At 38.7% G+C, this 22420-nt stretch carries 23 protein-coding genes; 1 reads left to right on the plus strand and 22 read right to left on the minus strand.

Features of this window, described 5'->3' with window-relative positions; genetic code table 11:
* Window positions 1–20: 20 nt before the first annotated feature.
* The 11 genes from ftsZ to LKI_RS02735 all read right to left on the minus strand — a co-directional run bounded on the left by ftsZ (window position 21) and on the right by LKI_RS02735 (window position 11482).
* Window positions 21–1325 carry a cell division protein FtsZ gene (ftsZ, locus tag LKI_RS02685; protein ID WP_013102611.1) on the minus strand — a complete coding sequence of 435 codons (1305 nt, stop codon included), beginning with the start codon at window positions 1323–1325 and terminating at the stop codon, window positions 21–23.
* A 21-nt stretch (window positions 1326–1346) separates the two neighbouring features.
* Window positions 1347–2693 (minus strand): cell division protein FtsA, encoded by a 1347-nt coding sequence (ftsA, locus tag LKI_RS02690; protein ID WP_013102612.1) that lies wholly within the window; start codon window positions 2691–2693, stop codon window positions 1347–1349.
* A gap of 85 nt (window positions 2694–2778) precedes the next feature.
* The gene (locus LKI_RS02695) at window positions 2779–3513 is read right to left on the minus strand and encodes a cell division protein FtsQ/DivIB (RefSeq protein WP_013102613.1); all 735 of its coding nucleotides are present in this window, start codon (window positions 3511–3513) and stop codon (window positions 2779–2781) included.
* 31 nt (window positions 3514–3544) lie between these two features.
* Window positions 3545–4654 carry an undecaprenyldiphospho-muramoylpentapeptide beta-N-acetylglucosaminyltransferase gene (gene murG / locus LKI_RS02700; RefSeq protein WP_013102614.1) on the minus strand — a complete coding sequence of 370 codons (1110 nt, stop codon included), beginning with the start codon at window positions 4652–4654 and terminating at the stop codon, window positions 3545–3547.
* 2 nt (window positions 4655–4656) lie between these two features.
* Window positions 4657–6003, minus strand: a complete 1347-nt coding sequence (gene murD / locus LKI_RS02705; RefSeq protein ID WP_013102615.1) for a UDP-N-acetylmuramoyl-L-alanine--D-glutamate ligase — start codon at window positions 6001–6003, stop codon at window positions 4657–4659.
* Between the two features lie 54 nt (window positions 6004–6057).
* Complete coding sequence (gene mraY, locus LKI_RS02710; RefSeq protein WP_013102616.1) at window positions 6058–7020, minus strand: phospho-N-acetylmuramoyl-pentapeptide-transferase; 963 nt, start codon at window positions 7018–7020, stop codon at window positions 6058–6060.
* Between the two features lie 9 nt (window positions 7021–7029).
* The gene (locus LKI_RS02715) at window positions 7030–9210 is read right to left on the minus strand and encodes a penicillin-binding protein (RefSeq protein ID WP_187286363.1); all 2181 of its coding nucleotides are present in this window, start codon (window positions 9208–9210) and stop codon (window positions 7030–7032) included.
* Between the two features lie 2 nt (window positions 9211–9212).
* Window positions 9213–9575, minus strand: a complete 363-nt coding sequence (locus tag LKI_RS02720) for a hypothetical protein (protein WP_013102618.1) — start codon at window positions 9573–9575, stop codon at window positions 9213–9215.
* Window positions 9576–9594: 19 nt separating this feature from the next.
* Window positions 9595–10536: a 16S rRNA (cytosine(1402)-N(4))-methyltransferase RsmH gene (gene rsmH / locus LKI_RS02725; protein WP_013102619.1), complete on the minus strand. Its 942-nt coding sequence runs from the start codon at window positions 10534–10536 to the stop codon at window positions 9595–9597.
* A gap of 18 nt (window positions 10537–10554) precedes the next feature.
* Window positions 10555–10986: a division/cell wall cluster transcriptional repressor MraZ gene (mraZ, locus tag LKI_RS02730; protein WP_013102620.1), complete on the minus strand. Its 432-nt coding sequence runs from the start codon at window positions 10984–10986 to the stop codon at window positions 10555–10557.
* Between the two features lie 154 nt (window positions 10987–11140).
* Complete coding sequence (locus LKI_RS02735; protein ID WP_013102621.1) at window positions 11141–11482, minus strand: DUF3397 family protein; 342 nt, start codon at window positions 11480–11482, stop codon at window positions 11141–11143.
* A 170-nt stretch (window positions 11483–11652) separates the two neighbouring features.
* Here LKI_RS02735 and LKI_RS02740 point away from each other — a divergent pair, with 170 nt between their 5' ends.
* Window positions 11653–11859 carry a DUF4044 domain-containing protein gene (locus tag LKI_RS02740; RefSeq protein WP_013102622.1) on the plus strand — a complete coding sequence of 69 codons (207 nt, stop codon included), beginning with the start codon at window positions 11653–11655 and terminating at the stop codon, window positions 11857–11859.
* A gap of 63 nt (window positions 11860–11922) precedes the next feature.
* On the opposite strand, the gene LKI_RS02745 is transcribed toward LKI_RS02740, so the two are convergent.
* From LKI_RS02745 to fmt, 11 genes are all read right to left on the minus strand, one after another.
* Complete coding sequence (locus LKI_RS02745; protein ID WP_013102623.1) at window positions 11923–13620, minus strand: DAK2 domain-containing protein; 1698 nt, start codon at window positions 13618–13620, stop codon at window positions 11923–11925.
* A gap of 7 nt (window positions 13621–13627) precedes the next feature.
* Window positions 13628–13987: an Asp23/Gls24 family envelope stress response protein gene (locus LKI_RS02750; protein WP_013102624.1), complete on the minus strand. Its 360-nt coding sequence runs from the start codon at window positions 13985–13987 to the stop codon at window positions 13628–13630.
* 261 nt (window positions 13988–14248) lie between these two features.
* Window positions 14249–14449, minus strand: a complete 201-nt coding sequence (rpmB, locus tag LKI_RS02755; protein WP_013102625.1) for a 50S ribosomal protein L28 — start codon at window positions 14447–14449, stop codon at window positions 14249–14251.
* A gap of 87 nt (window positions 14450–14536) precedes the next feature.
* Window positions 14537–14851, minus strand: coding sequence for a thioredoxin (gene trxA / locus LKI_RS02760; RefSeq protein ID WP_013102626.1), 315 nt, complete (start codon window positions 14849–14851; stop codon window positions 14537–14539).
* Between the two features lie 42 nt (window positions 14852–14893).
* Window positions 14894–15538 carry a thiamine diphosphokinase gene (locus tag LKI_RS02765; protein ID WP_013102627.1) on the minus strand — a complete coding sequence of 215 codons (645 nt, stop codon included), beginning with the start codon at window positions 15536–15538 and terminating at the stop codon, window positions 14894–14896.
* Window positions 15538–16194, minus strand: a complete 657-nt coding sequence (rpe, locus tag LKI_RS02770) for a ribulose-phosphate 3-epimerase (RefSeq protein WP_013102628.1) — start codon at window positions 16192–16194, stop codon at window positions 15538–15540. The genes LKI_RS02765 and rpe overlap by 1 nt, the downstream gene beginning before the upstream one ends.
* Window positions 16195–16210: 16 nt before the next feature.
* Window positions 16211–17116, minus strand: a complete 906-nt coding sequence (gene rsgA / locus LKI_RS02775) for a ribosome small subunit-dependent GTPase A (RefSeq protein WP_013102629.1) — start codon at window positions 17114–17116, stop codon at window positions 16211–16213.
* 46 nt (window positions 17117–17162) lie between these two features.
* A complete protein-coding gene (gene pknB, locus LKI_RS02780; protein WP_013102630.1) occupies window positions 17163–19094 on the minus strand; it encodes a Stk1 family PASTA domain-containing Ser/Thr kinase in 1932 nt (643 codons plus the stop codon).
* Window positions 19095–19096: 2 nt separating this feature from the next.
* On the minus strand, window positions 19097–19843 hold the full coding sequence (locus LKI_RS02785; protein WP_013102631.1) for a protein phosphatase 2C domain-containing protein: 747 nt from the start codon (window positions 19841–19843) through the stop codon (window positions 19097–19099).
* 91 nt (window positions 19844–19934) lie between these two features.
* A complete protein-coding gene (gene rsmB / locus LKI_RS02790; protein ID WP_013102632.1) occupies window positions 19935–21308 on the minus strand; it encodes a 16S rRNA (cytosine(967)-C(5))-methyltransferase RsmB in 1374 nt (457 codons plus the stop codon).
* On the minus strand, window positions 21298–22269 hold the full coding sequence (gene fmt / locus LKI_RS02795; RefSeq protein WP_013102633.1) for a methionyl-tRNA formyltransferase: 972 nt from the start codon (window positions 22267–22269) through the stop codon (window positions 21298–21300). Before fmt ends, rsmB begins: the two co-directional genes overlap by 11 nt.
* Window positions 22270–22420: the final 151 nt, after the last annotated feature.

Genomic DNA, 22420 nt, shown 5'->3' on the forward strand with positions numbered 1-22420 from the left:
TTCCAACCCCTACTGGTATTTTAACGTTTCTTAAAAAATGGTGGTTGCTCGTTATCATCATCAGTGTTCGAGAAGTCAACGGACGTCGTATTTGATGTTGGTGTATTAAAGACATCAAAAGATTGTTTCTTAACACCGTCAAAGCGTCCATCTTCGGCAAAAGCATCTTTCGATTCACCGCTAATATTCCAATCAGCAAATGGGTCACTTTGTGTTGGGTTAACTGATGATTTAACAGGTTCCGAGTCTGGTTTTTCAAAAATAGATGTATTCTGAACGGGCTGGGTTGTGTCCCTAGTTGATGTGCCAAAGACTTTAGCCGCATTAGCTTTAGGCGCCGCGCTCTTAGTTGATGCAGGATCCACTGTCGCGTTTTGCAAGCCCGTTGCAATAACTGTGACACGAATCGAATCACCTAAGTTTTCATCAATTGATGTACCAAAAATAACGTTAACTTCTCGTCCAGCTTCTTGTGCAATAACTTCTGATGCAGTTTGTGCTTCAAACAAAGACATGTCTAACCCACCAGTAATGTTTAACAAAACATCCTCAGCACCAGACATATCTACTTCAAGTAATGGTGATGAAATTGCTTGTTTCGTTGCGTCAGCAGCACGAGTTTCACCGCTTGCTTGACCAACGCCCATTAACGCAGGACCAGCATCTTGCATCACTGTCTTGACGTCAGCAAAATCAAGATTAATAAATCCTGGGTTAGTAATCAATTCTGAAATGCCACGAACACCTTGTGCCACAACTTCATCCACCACTTTGAACGCCTCTGACAAAGGTGTTCGCAAATCAATACGATCCTTTAAACGTTCGTTGGTGATCACGATGAGTGAGTCTACAGATTCTGATAAAGCCTGCAAACCTTCAGCAGCAAATCGACCGCGCTTAGGCCCTTCCCATTTAAATGGTCGCGTCACAACAGCTACAGTCAAGGCGCCTTGTTCTTTTGCAATGCGTGCGACAACAGGTGCTGCACCATTTCCTGTACCACCACCCATTCCAGCAGTAATAACAACCATATCAGCACCTGAAATAGCTGTTGCAATCGCCTCAGATGATTCTTCGGCAGCCTTTGTACCTCGCTCTGGGTTAGAACCTGCGCCTAATCCACCTGTAAGCTTTGGTCCAATTTGAATTTTAATGTCAGCATTTGACTTATCTAATGCTTGAACATCAGTGTTGGCAACAATAAACTCAACACCACTAACACCTTCTTCTATCATGTGGTTAACAGCATTTGAACCACCACCGCCAACACCAATAACTTTAATGATTGCGCCAGTCTCTTGGGCGTCATCAATTGAAAAATCCATGAGTTATCTCCTTAAATTATATTAATCTTCGCTAAATAAGTTCTTAATCATTTGAATCACTCGCCCAAATAAATTTTTTTGAGGTTGATCATCTGATATACCATTATAATTAACGGCTTGAGCATTTGATTCGGGCAGTTCAGAATACTCGTTTGCCTGAACTGTTGTTTGTGCCATATTTTCCTGGTTATTATGATCTTCACGTCGTGACATAATAACTTGTTTAATGACTTGTTGTGTCATATTTTCACGTGAGGCAAACATAGCGTAAGACATGGCTCTCGTGTAAGATGGATGTCTCAAACCAATTTGATCAGGTACAAATAATCTGACGTTTTCGCCTAGAATTTTTTTAGCAAAATCTACAGTCCCCGGTAAAGCTGCGTTCCCACCCGTTAACACAAAACCACCGGGCATATTTAAGCCATTGACAGTGTTTAATGGATCAAAGGCACGCGTATATATTTGTTCCAATCGTGCTGCAATAATTTCAGATAAATAACGTTCATTGCTAACATGTGGTTGATTATCACCAACAACTTCGACTGGAAATTCTTTATCGACACTAGCTTGATTAGGATCAGCATACCCAAAACTACGTTTAATTTTTTCTGCTTGTATATAAGATGTTTCAAGTACCGTTGAAATGTCTTTGGTAACATTATCGCCACCCTCCAAATCAACATGATTAAATTTTAATTGACGATCATGAACAATAGAAGTTGTCGTTTGTCCGCCACCCAGATCAATCAATACTGTACCAAAATCCTGTTCACCATCATTCAAAATACTTTTTCCGACAGCAAGTGGTGCAAGTACAAATTCTTTCAAGGACAACCCAGCCTTTTGAATAGCCATTCGGCTGTTATCCAAAATTTTAGTTGGCGCAACATACGCCGTTCCACGCATTTCAAGGCGTACACCAATCATTTCATGTGGATCTTGAATGCCATCAAAACCATCAACACTAAATTCATCAGCAATTAAATCAATCACATCATGATCAGCTGATACACTATGAGACAATGCCTGATGAGCAACATTTTGTACATCCGCATAAGTAATTCGTTTATTTTGATTAGCAATGGAAACGAGGCCTTCAACATGAATCATTTCAACTTGATTTGCAGAGATGCCTGCAACAACTTCATTAATTTGAAAATTTGCTTTTTCTTGTGCTTGCGCAATCGCTTCGCGAATCGCATTAGCAGTCGCATCAATGTCTATAATGACGCCCTTACGCAAGCCATGTGATGGTGCATTACCTGCACCAATCACGTTAAATTCATTACCCGTTGTTTGCGCAATGACCACCTTGATGGACGTCGTGCCAATATCTAAACCGACCGTCACGCCTGAATTATTCATGCGTCGTGCCCCTTTACAAAATTATTTTTTAATAAAATATACCTAACAATAATAATATCATAAATTAGGTGTATTACGCTACCGATTATTGCTTCTGATGTGCTTTATTATCGGCTTTCTTTTTGGTACCATTTGCCTGTGCTGTGCCATAAGCATATGAATAAGCACCAAACTGTAAATCAACCACACCCTTACTAGGCATTTGAGCAGCAATTCCAGGATAGTAGCTGATTTTCTTCCCAAATGTACCTATTGTTGCATAAACTGTATTACCATCATTCATTATGATTAATAAGCGGTTTGCATTATCCTTGTTAGGTGAAAAATTAATTTGACTAATATTTTGTCGCAACGTTAACTCCAACTTTACAAATTCTGATACCACTGTTTTAACATCTGCCGGATTGTTAAAACCCGTATATACAGGCGCATTGCCTTCAGGGATCTCAATTTTCTTCTGGATACCATTTCGGTTAATAACGTACCACTGCTTACTTTTTTGAATATATCCCGCTGTCACTTTTTCGGCAATATCAATTGTCACGTGACTGCCTTCTTGTGTTACTTTGGCCGTGTCTATTTTATCGTCATGTTTAACAATCTTTTGCGCAATAAATTGCGTCTGTCCAGTAACTTTCCAAGACGGCGTGTTAGGGTAAATGCCAGCATATCGCTCAATTTTTTCAGATGGTATTGAAGTTGATTGGACAGTAACTGTTTTAATCGTTTGCCATGGTTGTAATAGCAACAAAGTACCCACAGCAATCGTAACAAAAACTGCTAAACTTATCCAAAGTTGTAGCGGCCATTTGATTTTCAATATTTGATTGTACCTTATACCAGTCAATGAATTAATCTTTCTTCTCTAAAATAGCATCTTGAATCAGATGATACAGCCGGTCGCCCGCATCTGTCATGCCAACTTTTACAACCTGTGCAGCCATATTATCACTTATAATTTCATTAAGCAATAATTTATCTGCAGCATTGACAAGCGACTTACCAGTTAGTTCTGTCTCTGTCAGCAGAAGTGCCGCACCATCATCGACCAAGCTTTGTGCATTTTTTGTTTGATGGTTTCCAGTCACATGCAGACTAGGCACTAAAATGGACGGAATACCTAAAGCAGTAATTTCTGCAATTGATGTCGCTCCTGCTCGTGACACAATTGCATCAGTTTTTGCTAAAACTTCTGGCATGTTATCAATATAAGGTATAATTCTAACATTATCAGCTGCCGCAATTTTCTGTTCACTGAGTTTATTTAGTACGTTATCGTAGCGCTTAGGTCCAGTAACAATAACGACCTGATATTGACGCAAATTAAAATCATTTATTGCATCAATCACTGCCAAATTAATAGCAGGTGCACCCTGTGAACCACCAAAAATAAGTAACGTTGCTTTATCATCTCGTAAACCTAAACTTTGCCAAGAAAAAGTTGACTTAATATGGGCTACTTGTTGTGCACGTGGATTACCTACTAATGTCGCTTTTCCTGCAGGAAATTGCTGTTTAGCAACATCAAAAGCCACACCAATTTTTGTTGCACCACGTGCTAAAAACTTATTAGTAACACCAGCGACAGAATTTTGTTCGTGGATAACTGTCGGAATATGCATACGTTGTGCAGCATACACAACAGCTCCAGCAACATAGCCACCTGTGCCTACCACAACATCTGGTTTAAAGTCTTTGATGATTTTCTTAGATTGCCTAACTGCTTTTAAAAATAAATTAACTGTTTTAATATTGTCCAATGACAATGATCGTTTAAAACCTTGTACAGTTAATTGTTCAAAATCCATACCTGTGGCTGGCACAATATGTGACTCAACACCACGCTCTGAACCAACGTATAAAAATTCCGCTTCTGGTTCATGTTGTTTAATGACTTCTGCGAGTGCGAGCGCTGGATAAATATGGCCACCAGTGCCACCACCTGATAAAATCACACGCATAACTATACCCCCATTACTTTCTTTACTTCAGTAACATATGCTTCGCCACGTTCTTCAAAATTATCGTATTGATCCCAGCTAGCTGCAGCGGGTGAGAGTAGCACAATATCTCCAGCTTCAGCTAATTTCACTGCAACAGGTACAGCTTGCGTCACGTCTGTGACGGTAATCACCGGTTTGTTAGCAGCACGCGCGACTTCAACAATTTTTTGTTGTGTTTCCCCAAACGCAATGACTACCTTGACATGCGTCAAATTAGGCACTAATCGTGTTAAATCATCCCCCCGATCAAGCCCACCAGCCAACCAAATTGTCGGTTGATCAAAGCTATTTAAGGCTGTTTGTGTGGCCTCAATATCAGTTGCTTTTGAATCATTGTAAAATTTAATCTGATTAGCCGACAAAACAAATTGTAATCGATGCGCTACCCCACCGAATGTTTCGAGCACTTGACGAATAGCAGAATCATGAACACCAGCCAACTTAGCAACAGTTGTCGCTGCTACAATATTTTCCAAATTATGTGGTCCTACAAGTTTAATAGCTGTTAATGGCATCACAGGATGATTAGCAATCATTAAAGAGTCGGCATTTACAGTCACCATAAATTCTGAGCTTTTACGCGAAAATTCGACAACCTTTGCATTTGTTCTTGTTATGAAATTTTGAGTGTCCTTACCTTCTGCATTAAGCACCAATGTTTGATCAACTGTTTGATTTTTAGTAATCTGAAATTTAGCCTCGACGTAATTATCACGTGATCCATGGTAATCAAGGTGGTTAGCAAAAATATTAGTAATCAGGGCAATATCAGGGCGAATATCTGGTGTTCCCAATAATTGAAAACTAGATAATTCAAGCAATAGCGTCTCTTCGTCAGTTAGATTTTCAACGACTTCACTAACAGGTGTGCCAATATTTCCAGCAGTCGTCACCTGTTGTCCATCAGACTCAAGCATGTCTCGAATCAACGAAGTTGTTGTTGTTTTTCCGTTTGAACCTGTTACAGCAATCAAACGGCCATTAAATAAACTTAATGCTACTGCAACTTCAGTTAAGATAGGAATATTTAATTTTTGGGCTTTTTTAACGATATCTGTTTGATAATCGATTCCTGGATTTTTAACCAAGAAATCAAACGATTGGTCTAATGAGCGATCATCATCATGGTTAATAAATTTAACGCCAGCTGAACGCAGTGTTTGATAAACATCATCATTATCAAAATCACCACCATTAACAACTGTCACTTGTGCCCCAATTTTAGTTAAACATTTAGCTGCTGCTTTACCAGAACGTGCCCAGCCAAATACCATGACTTTTTTATTGTTAAAATTTTGTATTCCCATGCTCCATAACCTGATTTCTAAAATTTTATGTACGCGAGTAAACTCGCCTAATGACTAATTCATGTAGAATATACCAGCAACTGCTAGAATAGCTGATATAATCCAGAATAACGTGTCAATTTGCCATTCACTCCACCCAAACTTTTCAAAGGAATGGTGAATTGGTGCCATGGGGAAAATTCGCTTGTGCCAAAAATGAAAGCCAATTGTTTGTACGATAACTGATACCGTTTCAATAACAAAAACAAGTCCAAACCAAACCAAAGAGAAAGGTATTCCAAGTAAAATGGATTCAATGGCTAATCCTGCTCCTAGTGCTAATGACCCCGTGTCTCCCATAAAAATTTTAGCCTTTGGTTTATTGAAAATCAAAAAGCCAATTAAAGCACCTAATATAGCGAAATTAAAAATAACAATCGTCTGGTTATGATCATTCATTGCAATAACTGTATAAGCACCATAAACAATGACACTAATACCAGTCAATAATCCGTCTAATCCATCTGTGAGGTTTGTGGCATTAGACCACCCAACTAACCAAAACCAAAGAAAAATAAAATAAAATATGCCAAGATAGAAAGTTCCGAAAAGTGGTATATAAAGTGTAAACGGTATGTTCATCACCCACATCAAAATCATAATCACGAGGGCACTAACTGTTTGTGCCAGAATTTTTGGTTTAAACGCAAAACCATCATCAGCGTGATTAATTAACTTGAGCGCGTCATCAATGCCGCCAATAACAGCATACGCTAAAAAGGCAACTGTCGGCAAAACCATTGCCGTAAATCCCGTCCACCCATTAGCTACGCCACCACCAATTAAAGCGCTAAGAGACGCCGCTATAACAAAAAGTGCACCGCCCATGCTTGGCGTGCCAGATTTTGCTTGATGATCAGGTCCAAGTTTACGAATAACGGCTTGTTCTTTAGATTGCTTTAAAAATTTAATGAGCATTGGCATAAATAAAACAGTGACCACGAACGCTCGGGCTAACGCCCATAAATTGTCTGACATAATTTCCCCCTACTTCTTCTCTTTTAGCCTAACACCAACTTGACTCGTTTTAACAACGAGCTGATTCTTACCAACATCTTGTCCAGTAACAAACCCAGAACCTGACCAAACTAGTTTGAAACCAGCTTCATGTGCATATGTTTGTGCATCTGTTAAACTCCATCCTGTCATATCAGGTAAATGTGTATTTCCTTTTGTTTTTATAATAACTAATTGGTTTGTGAGTGATTTCTGTTCAGGCAATAGCGACTGTGATGTGACTTTACCAGTCGAACCTACTAACGCTGATCTAAAGCCAGCTTTATTTAGTGTTTGCGTGGCTTCTTGGACCGACTGACCAACAACATTGGGAACCGTTTGTTTTGTTGTTTTTGATTTTACCGCACTGTCACTATTATTTAAAGCTTGAAGCATTAGAGGTTGAAAAACTTTATTCATTGTTTCTTGTATGCTAACATCTGGAAATACTTGTGGTTGTTTAACCGCCATGTAAAAAATATACTTTGGATCCTTTTCTGGTGCCAAAACCATAACAGAGTGAATCGCATTATTTAATCCTTGAAGATATTGGCCTTTTTCAGATACTTGCGCCGTTCCTGTTTTTGCTGCAATCTGATAACCAAATTTTCTTAAATCAAATTCTTTTGCAGTCCCCGTCTCTTGGTTCACAACATCAATCATGTATTTGCGAACCTGTTTTGCTGTACTTGCTTTAATAGGACGTGCAACATTTTCTGTCTTGCCTTGCTTGACAATAGCACCTGTGGCTGGATTAACAATCTTATCAATGAAGTACGGTTTAATTTCCTGCCCATTGTTTGCAATTGCCGAGAAAGCTTGTACCATTTGCAAGGGTGTTGTACTTATACCCTGCCCATACGCTGTGTTCGCTTGGTCGATAGGGTAGTCATAAGATATATCCCCTCGCTCTTCATCAGCCAAGCCCGCGTTAGTCGATTGCAAAAAGTGAAATTTTTCTAAATATTTAAGCCAAACAGCTGCACCAAGCTTTTGTTGCGTACGTGCAAAGGCAACGTTTGAAGAACGCCAAAAACCTTCACGATAGCTTAACATACCTTGATCTTGCCCAAAAGCATCAACCACCTTCTTACCGTCAATCAACAATGTTCCAGATTGGTATGTATCATTTGGTCGCCATTCTCCAGTATCAATGGCTGCTGATAAGGTAATAGCTTTCATGGTTGATCCCGGTTCAAACGCCCCTTGATCTAATAGATTAGTCCATAGTTCCGGATTAATCGGCTTATCATTTGGATCATAGTTAGGTCGCTGTGAGGCTGCCACAATACGACCTGTTTTTGCTTCCATTAAAACCCCTACTGCAGATTTAGCTTTGGTTGTTTTGAATAAATCATCCATCCGAGTTTCTAATGTATTCTGAAGCGACGTATCTAGAGTCAAGTAGACATCATTACCATTTTCTACCGTCTTACTACCCTGTACATTTTCTACTTGGCCATCATATTTTTTGACACCATTTTTACCGGCCAAAACATTGTTTTCAGATTTTTCGATACCCATCAACCCAGTTTGTATCGATTGACCCGTTTGTTGATCTTCATGCGTTTTCATAGCGCCAACCAAATGCGAGGCTGTACTGCCGCTAGGATATATACGTGCAGGTCGTGAAGTGAAATTAATACCAGGTAAATTCAAAGCTTGGATTTTTTTGTACTGATCAATACTTAAATTTTTACTTGCCTGTACTTTTTTAGAAATAAATTCAACCTGATAAGCTTTTTTTTCTAATCGCTCTAATATTTCTTTCTTATCCATATTGATGATTTTACTCAATTTTTCAGCTGTGACTTCTTTGTCAACGACATGTCCAGATCCGTTAATATATTTACCCGTTTTTGAGTCTTTAGCGCGAAGAACTTTTTTATCTAGTACGGCATACATATCATAAACTGTTGTGTTTTCTGCTAAAATTTGCCCATTCATGTCATATATTTTGCCACGATTAGCTGGTACTACTTGGTTTGCCATAAATGCTTGACGTGTTGCAGCATTTAAATTGTGACCATCAATGGAACCACTGGCAATAACAAAAAGACGCACACCAAGTCCTAAAGTCACAAGCACAATTGCGCCCAACAATACACCACCAAAAATTTTGGCGTTTTTTGTGACTTTTTTATTTGGCATGCGTCTCACTTTATTTTTCATAATTATTGGTTAACATTTCGAACACTGCTGTCTGACAGCGTCATATTGTATTTTTTTGCAACCTCATCCAAGTTTTTTTTGCTTGTTTTACGCTGGATATCACTACGCAAAACATTATTTGCTTCCTTCGTCTCGTCAGTTTTTGATTGCATATTTGCTGCACTTGTGCGAGCAGCATTTGTTTGCATACTTGAGAAGACAACGCCGACCATCAATACCATCACAACAGCCGACACAAAAGCGACCATCATGCGCTCTTTTCGTGTCCAGCGAGCTGCTTTGTACTTGATACGCGTTTTAGTTTTAGGTTGTGCCAAGGGTGTGGCTTCGGCAGTGGTTGAATATTGATATGCATTTTGTGCCATAACTCATGTGCTCCTAAATTTATTTGCGCTCTATACCACGCAATTTAGCGGATTCAGATCGATGGTTAATCGTCATTTCGTGCTCACTTGGCAAAATAGGCTTGCGTGTTAACAACGTATAATCTGCTTCAAACTGTCCTGGAAGGACGGGTAATCCCACTGGTAATTCTGGTGTCGATGTTTTCTCACGAAACATTTGTTTAACCAAACGATCTTCAAGAGATTGAAATGTAATCGCACTAATTCGGCCACTGGGTGCAAGCAAAGCGATTGCTTGTGTTAATGAATCTTCCAATGCCCCTAACTCATCGTTAACAGCAATTCGCAAGGCTTGGAAGGTACGCTTAGCTGGGTGACCACCTTTGCGCCGTGCAGGTGCCGGAATAGCTTCTTTAATAATATCAACTAATTCAAACGTTGTATTAATTGGTTGTGCCTCTCGATGGCTTTCAATTTTGCGTGCAATCTGCTTAGGAAATCTATCTTCGCCGTAACGGCTCAATATGCGTAATAATTCATGAAAAGACCAGTCGTTAACGATTATTTTAGCCGTTAAATTCTGACGTTGATCCATACGCATGTCCAAATCTGCATCGTAGTTATAACTAAATCCACGTTGCCCATCGTCAAATTGTACCGAACTGACACCTAAATCATAAATAATCCCATCAACCTGCGTTACACCACGCTCAGCAAGAGCTGATGTTAGCGTGCGGAAATTTTGATGAATAAGAACTAGTTTCCCTGCTTGAATATCATCAGCAAACTGCTCTCGATTATATCGAATAGCTAAATCATCTTGATCAAAACTATATAACGTGCCAGATGTCAATTGTTTTAAAATTTCTCCCGTATGCCCACCGCCACCTAACGTAGCATCGACATAGAGACCGTCTGGTTTAATATTAAGCAAAGCGACTGCTTCGTGTAAGAGTACTGTGACATGTTCAAATTCAGTCATTAAAATTATTTCCTTTAACTAGAAGTCGAAGTCAACTAGTCCCTCTGCAATTTCATCAAAATCTTCGGCAGTTGCAAGTGTATAATCGTGCCAGTTTTCTGAACTCCAAATTTCAAAGGAATCACCAGATCCTGTGACAGTCACACTTTTTTCAAGTGAAGCGTATGCTTTCAAATTAGACGGAATTATAATACGTCCTTGTTTATCAATTTCTGCTTCCATAGCACCTGCTAAAACAAAACGTTTAAATTGACGTGCTTCTTTTTTACCTAATGGTAGCTGGTTCAGTTGTTCTTCTAATTTTTCCCAGATCGGCATTGGCATGGCGCGTAAAGCATGTTCCATCCAACGTGTTACGATAAATTTATCGCCTAACTGGTTACGGAATTTTGCTGGGATAATAAGTCGCCCTTTTGTATCGAGCGTATGTGAATATTCGCCCATAAACATTAGGACTACCTCCATTAAAAATTCTATACTACTAATTTACCACATTTCACCACTTCCCTCCACCTAATTATTATTTTGTCATCATTTAGTAAATTTTAGTACACATAAAAAAGCTGTTATCTTCAGAGATAACAGCTTTTTTATGTGGTGGGGATCAGTGGGTTGTGAAACCCACAATTGTAACAATTAACAGCAAGACACCACCTAATAACCCACTCCATTCCCAAAATTTATACCAAAACGAACGCCAATGCCATTTATTTTGTAGTAAAACCCACGACAAAATTGACCCAATCAGACACCAAACGATAACAAACCATAAAATCCAACTCACACCAAAACGATAACCCATCGTGTAATGTAATAGAATCCACAAGGGAATCACACTTATATCTAACGTTTTAAGTTTAAGTTTACGCAGTCGTGTCCACTTTTTTAATACAAAAATGATTAAAATAATAACAACCGCTCCTATTGGCCCAAACCACCATTGCATAATTTTACCTCACTATACTTTATTAACAATATCGAAATATCGACAAAAAGGCAAATAGCCTATTTGATCATGTGACAGGTTTAAAAATACCAAATATATAGTATACCATTACAATTGCATATTAATCCCTCAATATGGTAAACTAAATTTGAATTATAACGAGGTGAAACATGACAGACGAACAACATTCGCGACCTGTTAATGCTAAATTACAAGCAGAAATTGACGCAAAATTAAATCAACATCGTGTACCAAAAAGCAAACCGAAATCACGCACTCGCATTGAAAAGATGATACTTACTATGTCTTGGGTCATGATTATTTTACTCGTTGGTGGTGTTTTCTACGCCGCTATTAGCTCACTGGGATGGTTTTAACATAGCCTGTACACAAAAAGAACCCTGAGAAAAATAGCATTTCTCAGGGTTCTTTTGTGTAACTTATTCGACTGAAATTAAGAACGGATACAAGGGCTGTTTGCCTTCATGAATTTCAACTTCAAGCGCATCATCAATTGACAATATTGCTTCTTGAAGTTTTTTAGCGTCTTTTTCTTTCACATCTTCTCCAAAAATCACTGTTACAATTTCAGAATCACTATCTATCATTTGTGAAACAGCTTCAATGGCAGTGTTTTGCATTTTTTTCGTGACAACTTCAATCTTACCATCAATAATACCCAGCCAATCACCATGCCGAATATTAACGCCATCAAGTGACGTATCACGAACAGCTTGTGTTACCTGAGCAGATTTTACTTCCAACATCATTGAGGCCATTTCTTCAGCGTTGTTTGATAATTCTGCCTCTGGATTATACCCCATCATTGCTGTTAGTCCTTGTTGAACTGTACGCGTTTTCACGACGCGGACTGGTACATCAACAAGATCTGCAGCTTGATCTGCAGCCATAAAAATATTTGAATTGTTTGGTAAAATCAAAACCTGCTTGGCATTAGTAGCATTAATGGCATCAACAATATCTGATGTTGATGGATTCATCGTTTGCCCACCAGAAATAACCGTGTGTACACCTAAACTCTTAAACAACTCTGCAACGCCATCACCCGCGGCAATAGCAATTACAGCCGTCTCTGAAGCGGTTACTGTTGCGGTTATTTTAGACACCTGTGCCTCTTCAGCTCGTTGTTCATCAATAACTGCTTGTTGCTGGTCACGCATGTTATCAACTTTAACTTTAACTAGCGAACCAAAATGTGTCCCCCAACTAATCACTTCACCAGGGTTTTCCGTATGAACATGGACCTTAACAATCTCATCATCATTAATAACAAGTAATGAATCGCCTAATTTTGCTAAATGATTATAAAATGTGTCATAATCAAATTCATGGTCATAAGTAGTGCCCTTACCAATTTGAACCATAACTTCCGTACAATAACCAAACACGATACTATCTGGATCTAAGCTACTATTAGCTTGAGCACCAGCGTGCAGTTCTTTGACCATTTGCTCTAATTCAGCATTGTCAGGCGTTTTCAGATCTTCTTCACTAATGTCACCACTAAGTGCCTGATAAAAAGCTTTCAAAACAAAAACAAGACCTTGCCCACCAGAATCAACAACACCTACCTGTTTTAAAACAGGTAATAAATCAGGTGTTGACGCTAAAGCACTCTGCGCCGCCTCGTTAACAGCAGACATCAATTCAACAACATCATCTGTCTCATCAACTATTTTGTTAGCCTTTGATGCGGCTTCACGAATAACCGTGAGAATAGTACCTTCTGTCGGCTTCATAACTGACTTATAAGCAACTTGGGCGCCAGTCATTAAGGCATCTGCTAAATCACGTGCTGATAGTGTCTCTTTTCCATCAACTGAATTAGAAAAGCCACGAAAAATTTGTGATAAGATAACACCGGAATTACCACGTGCACCCATTAATAACCCCTTAGAGGTTGCTTTTGCCAAGGCACCAATATTTGTATCTAACGCGTCACGTTCATACTGCGCACCACTAGCCATTGACAAGCTCATATTTGTACCTGTGTCCCCGTCTGGCACAGGAAAGACATTTAATTTATTGATCTTATCTGCATTTGCAGCAAGTGCTGTTGCCGCTGCGTTAATCATCTTACCAAATTCTACATTGGTAATCTTTGTAATTTTAGTCATGACACTCCTAGTCCGTGACACGAATGCCTTGAACAATCACATTAACTTCTGTTACATGAATGCCTAGCAACGCATCAAGATTATATCTTACTTTACCTTGAACTGATTTCGAAATTTCTGACAATTTTGTGCCATACTGTGCGACCAGATAAACATCGACGCTCACGCCATTATCTTCTTGGTAAACAACAACACCTTTACCATAATTTTCACGATTTAAAATTTGATTCATACCATCACGAAACGTTGCTTTAGAAGCCATTCCTACAACACCAGGATTTTCAATAGCCGACCCACCTACAATGGTTGCAATAACATCATTTTCAATAGTGATATCACCTATTTTAGCTTTAATTTTAATTGCCATAATAATTCAAAGCATTTTAATGTCACCAACGATTAAAAATTAAATTAGCCATGTGCATGGTACTATCTAATCTAACCTTTAATCATTGATTAACACACTTATGCATTTCCTCCTTAAAAGGTTTACTGTAACCATTTTAACATATCACAACGTTAAACGTATTTTGGCAGTTCGTTATTTGACATAAAAAAAGCCACCGCAAAGGTGGTCAATTTATGATAGTGGTATACAAATAATGATTTGCACATCACTTAAATCGCATTATACGCGTTCTATAGTACCAGTCTTCAATCCAGCCTTCAACGTACGTGCTGATAAATAAACTTTCTTTGCGGGAGCACCATTAATCTTAACAGTCACTTTTTGCAAGTTCGGCTTCCAGCTACGACGACTTGAATTCAACGCGTGTGAACGTTGGTTACCAAAGCGTGTATGTGCGCCTGTAATAGCATCTTTTGCCATGTTCGACCCTCCTTTTCGAGCTAATATTTTAAAAAGCTCTTTCTACAACATTAATAAATTTTACCAGATTATAAACACTTTGGCAAGTTATTTTGTATATTTCGACAAAATGTTTGCGAGTTGTTCCTTAGTATGGAATCCTGTGAGTCGTTCTACTACTTCGCCATCCCTTTGAACCAATAATGTTGGAATTGCACGAATACTAAATTTTGCGGGTGTATCTGGGTTGGCATCAACATCCATCTTGACAAAATCGACATTATCAACTTCTTCAGATAAGGCTTCCAAAACAGGTGATTGCATACGACAAGGCCCACACCAAGTTGCCCAAAAATCAGTGATACTAACGCCATTAGCCGTTTCTTTTTCAAATGTTGCGTCTTCTATTACTTTTACTGTCATTATTTTTTCCTCCATAGTTGTCTTTCTGACAAAGCAAGAACGTTACGTACGATCTTTTGTTTGCGTCACCATAAGAATGCCCTTATCAAAGCTAACATCTACGGTATCAGTAACAAATTCATTCGATGACCACATTTTATAAACATTTTGTGTTAGAGCAAGGGTGTATTTGGCATCAATGATTTTAAAATGCGTGACTTCCGTCAATGGCATAAAGCCAAGGTATTTTGTTCCCGAAATTTTGTGAATCGTTTTTGAACCCGAAGCTAAATAACTCACGTCGTTGACATTATCAATAATATGCGTTTTTTCTACAATGGATTCAAATTTAGAATCTGCCAGTAGCCATAAGTTACTTAGCAAATGGTCTAGACGACCACCCGTAGCACCAAATATATTAATGATATCTGGCTTTTTGGTCTGCGCATACAATAAGGCTAATTCTGTGTCTGTTTCATCTTTCTCAGCCTTGACATGGATAATTTCATTTTTTTCGAGGTGTGACTCAAGTAGCTGTAACTCATCTTGACTCAGGGAATCAAAGTCGCCAACTGCCAACAACATGGGAATACCATGTTGATACAGTCGCCAAGCGCCTCGATCTGCACCAATCCAAAGCCCTGGTTGATCAAATAATTTTTCTGGCCATAACGATGGGTCGCCACCCGCCAATATATTTATTTGCATTATTTCGTTAGTTCTTTCAAAAGATTAATTTTAGCTGCCGGATCAACCTTATCATATACATATGAACCAGCCACAAAAACGTTAGCGCCTGCTTCATAGGCAGCACCAATAGTTTCGTTATTCACACCACCATCAATTTCGATGTCAAAAGTATAACCCAACTCATCTCGAATAGCTTTTAATTGCGCAACTTTTTCAATTGTTGAAGGCAAAAATTTCTGACCACCAAAACCAGGATTAACAGTCATAACCAATACCTGATCAACCATATCTAATACAGATTCAATCGCTAATACAGGCGTGCCCGGATTGATAACAACTTCTGCTTTTACCCCTTTGTTTTTAATCATCTGTAACACCCGATGAATATGAGACGTTGCTTCAACATGTACACCAATAATGTCGGCACCTGCATCAGAAAATTCATCAACGATTTTTTCAGGATTAACTACCATCAAATGGACATCCAAAATCATATCCGTTTCTGGACGTAATTGTTTAACCCAATTAGGCCCATAAGAGATTGAGGGCACAAAACTACCATCCATTACGTCAATGTGCAGATACTCCGCACCGGCTTCTTCAACAAGCTTAACATCACGTTCTAAATTTGTATAATCCGCACTCAAAATAGATGGTGCAATAATTCCTGACATGCTACAATCCTTCTTCCTAGTAATTTCGATTATCTGTACTGTATTTTGGCTTTTGCGATTTAATCAATTCGTAGAAGGCCTTGTAACTATTATACCGTGATTGTGCAATGTCGCCAACAGATACAGCTTCTTTCACCGCGCAACCCGGCTCATTAAGATGGAAGCAGCCACGAAAACGACAAGAGTAACGTGCTTTTACAAATTCTGGGAAATAATTATCTAGATCTTCAATTGGAAAATCAAAAACTTCATATGATGAGAATCCAGGTGTATCTGCGATAAGTGCATCATCCACCTGAATTAGTGTGACTTGCCTCGTTGTATGCTTTCCACGGCTTAATGCCTTTGAAACAACACCTGTTTCAAGACCAAGTTGTGGTGAGAGATGATTCAATAACGTGGACTTACCCGCACCAGTCTGGCCCATAAATACAGACACCTTATCTTTAAGGACATCTTGTAACATATGAAATGCTACGGTATCTTGAACAGACGTTGGTAATATTGCAGTATAACCAATTTGTTGATAGGTATCCACAACAGTTTTTGTCGCCATTAATTCCGTTGATGTTAATAAATCGGATTTAGTAAAATAAATTAACGGTCTAACGTTGGCAGCTTCTAAGGCAACGAGCTGTCTATCCAGTAAATTAGGCGTAAAATTAGGCTCCTTTAACGCAGTTACAATCACCGCAACATCAATGTTAGCAACCGGTGGCCTGACTAACACATTTTCTCTTGGATGAATCCGCCAAATTAAGCCCTCATCATTTTCACTTTCAAAGTCAACAAAATCGCCCACTAATGGCTTCTGTCCCGACTTTCTAAATTCACCTCGTGCACGCGTTCGCTCGATGTGACCATCTTCAATTTGTATGTCATAATAGCCACTCAATGAGCGGATAATGCGTCCTGTTTTCATAGTTTAATTGTAACAAAAAAGCCGCTTTTAAGCGACTGAGTTTAAATTATTCTTTATCACTACTACTTGATGAGGAGTCAGTACTTGAACTATTTTTTGATGAAGATGAATTTGAACTGGAATTATTCTTAGATGAGGATGAATCACTATCACTAGATGTATCTTCATCATCAGAACTATCACTTGAAGATTGCTGTGGTCCCTGAGAAATAGTGACCAACAAAACCATATCTTTGGTGATACTAGATCCACCACGAATTGATTGACTGATTACATGGTCTTTTTTAGTATTACCATCATATTGGGTATTAAAATTAACAACAATGTCGTTTTGGCTAGCCCAATTTTGTACCTGTTCTTGCGTTCCTTTACTTGTAAAGTCAGGAACAGTAATTTTGACTGCACCGGTAGAGACTGTAAAATCAACCGTAGTTGATATTGGATCTACCTTATCATTTGCATCAATCGATTGTAACATAATTTTGCCCTCAGCAACATTATCAGAGGCACTATCTTTCCTGTTAACAGAATAGCCTTGTGCTCTCAACTGCGCTGCAGCCATCGTATAGTCTGACCCAACATAATCACCAAAACGTACTTTAGCACGTCCAGAAGAGATAATAAGGTTAATAGCATCCCCCTTTTTCGCCTCTGATCCACTACTTTGTGTGGAACGGACAACTTTTCCCTTTGCAACACGCTTTGACGTCGTTGAACTAATTGTTCCCACCGTCAGTCCTGCTTTTTTAATCCTTGTCGTTGCTTGGTCTTGTGTTAAATTAGTGACATCTGGCACGGTTACCTTATTGGATTGATAATTAAGGAAAATCAACGTTGCCGCAATCAGAATCAACATACCCAAAATTGCCCATGGCCATTTTGGCGATTTACGAAACTTAATACCGTTTTCTTGCAGCACATTACGAACAAAGTTGGGTGTACGATCAACTTTACGTGCTATATCTTTAATCGCATAGCCTTTTTTTCCATAAGTAATAATTGTTTCTTGAACTGAGGGCTCTTCAGGTACCTCATCTGGAAAAATTTTATCTGAAGAAACACCTGTTTTAAGTTGATCTTGAATTTGTGCCATGGGAATGATACGTGTTTCGTCTGTCGTTTCAGACATAGGTGCAAAACGCGTCTCATCGGAACGTCTGGGCGATAATGCTGTTTGAAGGTCCTCAGACATAGCAGCTGCACCCAGATAGCGATCTTGTGGTCGCTTAGCCGTTGATTTTAAAATCACATTTTCTAAAGCCTGAGGTATTCGTGGGTCAAAATCACGAACAGATGGCATATCTGCCGTTGCATGCTTCATCGCCACTGCAACTGGCGTATCCCCTTCGTAAGGCACCTGTTTAGTCAGCATTTCGTATAACATGACACCAAGTGCATAGATGTCTGATTTTGCTGAAGCCATTCCGCCACGTGTTTGTTCAGGAGATAAATAATGAACCGAACCAATCACAGTATTTGTTTGTGTCATGTCCTGTACTGATTTAGCAATGGCAATACCAAAGTCAGTAATTTTAACTTGTGCTTGTTCATTGATTAAAATATTTTGTGGCTTTAAATCTCGATGAATAATGCCCGCATCATGAGCTGCTTGAACTGCACTTAAAATTTGTATCATGATATCAACAACCTGTTGATAAGGAATTGGAAAATGTTGCGCAATATAGGACTTTAAATCATCCCCCGCAACATACTCCATCACCAAATATTGTGACACCTCGTATTCGCCAGTATCGTATACTTGAACAATATTATCATGTACTAATTCTGTTGCAGAAACTGCCTCCCGTTGAAAGCGTTTCGCTAGATCAGCGTCATTTTTCATATCCAGTCGCATCATTTTAAAGGTGACATCTCGGTCTAAAAATTCATCATGCGCCAAATAAACGTTGGCCATGCCCCCGCCACCAAGCGATTTGATAATTTTATAACGATTGTCTATCACTGTATCTGGTAACATAATTATTTTGTATCCTTTTTATTGCTACGACTGACCAAAAGTGCCGTGACATTATCTGGTGCGCCATGACTATTAGCTGCACGGATTAATTCGCAAGCGCGAGAATTTAAAGATGTTTCTGCTCTCATAACCTGTTTAATGCTTGAGCTATCCAAAACTTTAGTGATCCCATCTGATGTGAGAAATAGCATGTCATCCCCTAAAAATGGATATTGTTTAATTTCGACATTTGCGTGCTCATCAACACCTAAAAATCGTGTCACACTATTTGCATTGGGTACATTTTCAGCATCAGCTTGACTGACCGTGCCAGCACGGATCAATTCATTTTTAAGATTATGGTCAAATGACAACTGGCTGAACCTATCTTGATGTAATAAAAATGCTTTTGAGTCACCTAAATTACCAATAAGTACTTGTTCATCAAATAAGATAGCTAGAACAAGTGTGGTTGCCATTGTTTTCAAGTCATCAAATCGCTTCCCGACTTCAAGAATAACTTTATTTTCATGGTTTGTTGTTTCTGCTATCCACGTCGCTGCTAATTTGATTGTTTCAATCGTTGTGTTTTCCCAAGCGTGCCCAAAATGCTCTACAGCCATGGCACTGGCAACCTCACCACCCTCAGTGGAGGTTACGCCATCAGCTACAATCACCATAACAGTGCCTTTTTTATTGGTAAACGCACCAACATAATCTTGATTCTCATCTCGTTTTATACCTGGATCAGTATGAAATGCTATTTGCATAGGCGTATTTTATCTTTTCAAAATAGTATCGTCAAACTTACCGAACATCATTTTAAAATGTCGATTAATTTAATTATGCGTTCTATTTTCTTTACTTTTTTATATTTGCTGTATCAATTGACGCCCGCTTCTTAAATGTCGCAACGAAGAAACCATCGGTCTGATAATCGTTTGGATACACATGAAGTACATCTTCACCACGATTCGACTTTAAATTTTTAACAGTTTGCGTGGGTATCAGTTCAAACTCTGTATGTGCCAATAAAAACTTTGTAACAACATCATCATTTTCTTGACTCAGAATTGTACAAGTACTGTAAACCATCATACCATTGTCAGCTACATTTTGGCTAACAGAATCTAATATATCAAATTGTAACTGTGCTAAGTTCTGAACGTCTTCCAATGTTTTATCGTAGCGAATTTCAGGTTTGCGTCTCAGTAATCCAAACCCAGAACACGGCGCATCAACAAGAATACGATCGAATTTAGTGTCAATTTCGTTTGGCACTTTACGCGCATCTAATATCCGTGTTTGAATGCGATCCGCAACGTGCAATCTCTGAGCATTATTATTAATTAGCTTTATTTTATGTTCATGGATATCCAGTGCCGTAATCTTAGCATCTGCGCTTATACATTGTGCAATTTGTGTTGTTTTACCACCTGGTGCCGCCGCTGCATCTAAAATGGTTTTAACCTCTGCTGTTAGATGCATACTTTCAACTGGTAACATGGCGCTTTCGTCTTGAATAGTTAACCAACCATCATGATAAGCTTTCGAACTTGCAACATGCCCGCCAGAAACGATATAGGCATGATCAGCCACAAGTGATTTAACCGTCGTATAATTTTCAGATTCAAGTGACTTGACCACATCATCATCAGTTGCTACCACCGTATTAACACGAATAGACTGACTTGGGGCATCATTGATTGTTTCAACTAATGCGCGTGTTTTTTCTTCACCATGTTGCTTAACAAGTTCATTAATCAACCAAACAGGTAAACTTTTTTCAATTGATAATCGCTGGATTGGATCTTTAATGTCATCAATGTCTCGCAAACCTTGTCGTGCAATATTATGCAAAATAGCAGTCACAAATTTACCAGTACCGACATGACCTAATATTTTAGCAACCTCAATGGATTCATTAAAAATAGCATGCTCTGGTATCTTGTCTAAAAACTCCATTTGAAACATTGCAGTATAAAGTAACTCACGAACCCAAGCATCAATTTTCTTATTACCAATAAAAGGTGTTAACCAGTATTCAAATGTTAGTCGATGTTGAATTACACCGTACACCAGCGTTGTTAACAATCTTTTATCTGCTTCACCCAATTGATGTTGCTTAATCACTTGATTCAGTTGCAAATTAGAGTAAGCCCCATTTTTAATTTTTGCTAAAGTTTGTACTGCTAAAACTCTTGGATTATCACTATAAACACGTTTATCGCTCATTAATCGGCCCCTCTGCCCATAAATCTCCTGTTTGTAACTGACTACCAGCGCCGTTCAAATAGGCATTAACAGTCATTTCTGATTTACCTGCCGGTTGTAATTTATCAATACTAATCACTGTCTGGTTAGCTGCTGCAACTTTTAACACTTTTTTACTCTTTTCAACAATTTGTCCTGCAGATAAATCGGTTTTTTCGTCTAACGGCGTCACTTTTGTTAGTTTGATTCGCTGACCTAGGACCTGAACATACGCGGGATGTGTTGGATAAAGCCCCCGAACATGCCAATCGATTTGTTGGGCTGTTTCATGCATGAAATCTAAATTTTGTAATTCATGTGGTATGTTAGGCGAAAATGATACCTCATCTTCATTTTGGACAACTGAGTGACTCTCTCCTGATGCAATTTTAGGTAGCGTCGCCAATAATAAATCACGTCCAGCCAAACTCAATTTATCAAACATTGTTCCAACATTGTCTTGTTTAGTAATGGGGACTTTAACAACATCAATAATGTCACCGGCGTCCATTTTTTTGACCATATACATAATTGAAACACCTGTTTCAGTATCACCATTCATGATGGCATAATGAACTGGTGCACCACCACGATACTTTGGTAACAATGATGCATGCGTATTGACAGCAGCAATCTTAGCCGCTGCTAATAATTTTGTTGGTAAAAATTGACCAAATGCTGCTGTCACAATGAAATCCGGATTCATTGTTATCACTTGTTGCATCTCATCAGATCCACTAATTTTTTCAGGTTGTAAAACGAGTAGATTATGAGCTAATGCTGCAACTTTAACGGGACTAGGTGTCAATGTGTGTTTACGCCCTTGCGGTCTATCTGGCTGAGTCACAACAGCTTTAACATCATACCGTTCATCATCAATTAACGCCTCTAAAATCGGTACCGCAAATTTGGGTGTGCCCATTAATACCACCGAATAAGTCATGGCTGTGCCTCTTTCCTAATATCATCTGTCTAACATGTTTATATGGCATTTATAATTAGTAAATCGCATTAAAAACGATGCTACCTTTATTCACTAAAAAATACCCGTACTGACGAGTATTTTGTTTCTTATTCATTATACCATAGAATAA

It is taken from the genome of Leuconostoc kimchii IMSNU 11154 (genome assembly GCF_000092505.1).
GTDB lineage: Bacteria > Bacillota > Bacilli > Lactobacillales > Lactobacillaceae > Leuconostoc > Leuconostoc kimchii.

Excerpts from the sequence above, each read along its gene's own strand:
- LKI_RS02745 (WP_013102623.1), bottom strand. The coding sequence starts at position 13,620 with ATGACTAAAATTACAAAGATTACCAATGTAGAATTTGGTAAGATGATT.
- LKI_RS02765 (WP_013102627.1), bottom strand. The coding sequence starts at position 15,538 with ATGCAAATAAATATATTGGCGGGTGGCGACCCATCGTTATGGCCAGAA.
- LKI_RS02740 (WP_013102622.1), top strand. The coding sequence starts at position 11,653 with ATGACAGACGAACAACATTCGCGACCTGTTAATGCTAAATTACAAGCA.
- trxA (WP_013102626.1), bottom strand. The coding sequence starts at position 14,851 with ATGACAGTAAAAGTAATAGAAGACGCAACATTTGAAAAAGAAACGGCT.
- LKI_RS02720 (WP_013102618.1), bottom strand. The coding sequence starts at position 9,575 with ATGGCACAAAATGCATATCAATATTCAACCACTGCCGAAGCCACACCC.
- rsgA (WP_013102629.1), bottom strand. The coding sequence starts at position 17,116 with ATGAAAACAGGACGCATTATCCGCTCATTGAGTGGCTATTATGACATA.
- rsmB (WP_013102632.1), bottom strand. The coding sequence starts at position 21,308 with ATGAGCGATAAACGTGTTTATAGTGATAATCCAAGAGTTTTAGCAGTA.
- mraY (WP_013102616.1), bottom strand. The coding sequence starts at position 7,020 with ATGTCAGACAATTTATGGGCGTTAGCCCGAGCGTTCGTGGTCACTGTT.
- rsmH (WP_013102619.1), bottom strand. The coding sequence starts at position 10,536 with ATGACTGAATTTGAACATGTCACAGTACTCTTACACGAAGCAGTCGCT.
- ftsZ (WP_013102611.1), bottom strand. The coding sequence starts at position 1,325 with ATGGATTTTTCAATTGATGACGCCCAAGAGACTGGCGCAATCATTAAA.
- rpmB (WP_013102625.1), bottom strand. The coding sequence starts at position 14,449 with ATGGCAAAAGATGCTATTACAGGCGCACATACACGCTTTGGTAACCAA.
- LKI_RS02750 (WP_013102624.1), bottom strand. The coding sequence starts at position 13,987 with ATGGCAATTAAAATTAAAGCTAAAATAGGTGATATCACTATTGAAAAT.
- murG (WP_013102614.1), bottom strand. The coding sequence starts at position 4,654 with ATGCGTGTGATTTTATCAGGTGGTGGCACTGGTGGCCATATTTATCCA.
- pknB (WP_013102630.1), bottom strand. The coding sequence starts at position 19,094 with ATGTTACCAGATACAGTGATAGACAATCGTTATAAAATTATCAAATCG.
- LKI_RS02715 (WP_187286363.1), bottom strand. The coding sequence starts at position 9,210 with ATGAAAAATAAAGTGAGACGCATGCCAAATAAAAAAGTCACAAAAAAC.
- rpe (WP_013102628.1), bottom strand. The coding sequence starts at position 16,194 with ATGTCAGGAATTATTGCACCATCTATTTTGAGTGCGGATTATACAAAT.
- LKI_RS02735 (WP_013102621.1), bottom strand. The coding sequence starts at position 11,482 with ATGCAATGGTGGTTTGGGCCAATAGGAGCGGTTGTTATTATTTTAATC.
- murD (WP_013102615.1), bottom strand. The coding sequence starts at position 6,003 with ATGGGAATACAAAATTTTAACAATAAAAAAGTCATGGTATTTGGCTGG.
- ftsA (WP_013102612.1), bottom strand. The coding sequence starts at position 2,693 with ATGAATAATTCAGGCGTGACGGTCGGTTTAGATATTGGCACGACGTCC.
- fmt (WP_013102633.1), bottom strand. The coding sequence starts at position 22,269 with ATGACTTATTCGGTGGTATTAATGGGCACACCCAAATTTGCGGTACCG.
- mraZ (WP_013102620.1), bottom strand. The coding sequence starts at position 10,986 with ATGTTTATGGGCGAATATTCACATACGCTCGATACAAAAGGGCGACTT.
- LKI_RS02785 (WP_013102631.1), bottom strand. The coding sequence starts at position 19,843 with ATGCAAATAGCATTTCATACTGATCCAGGTATAAAACGAGATGAGAAT.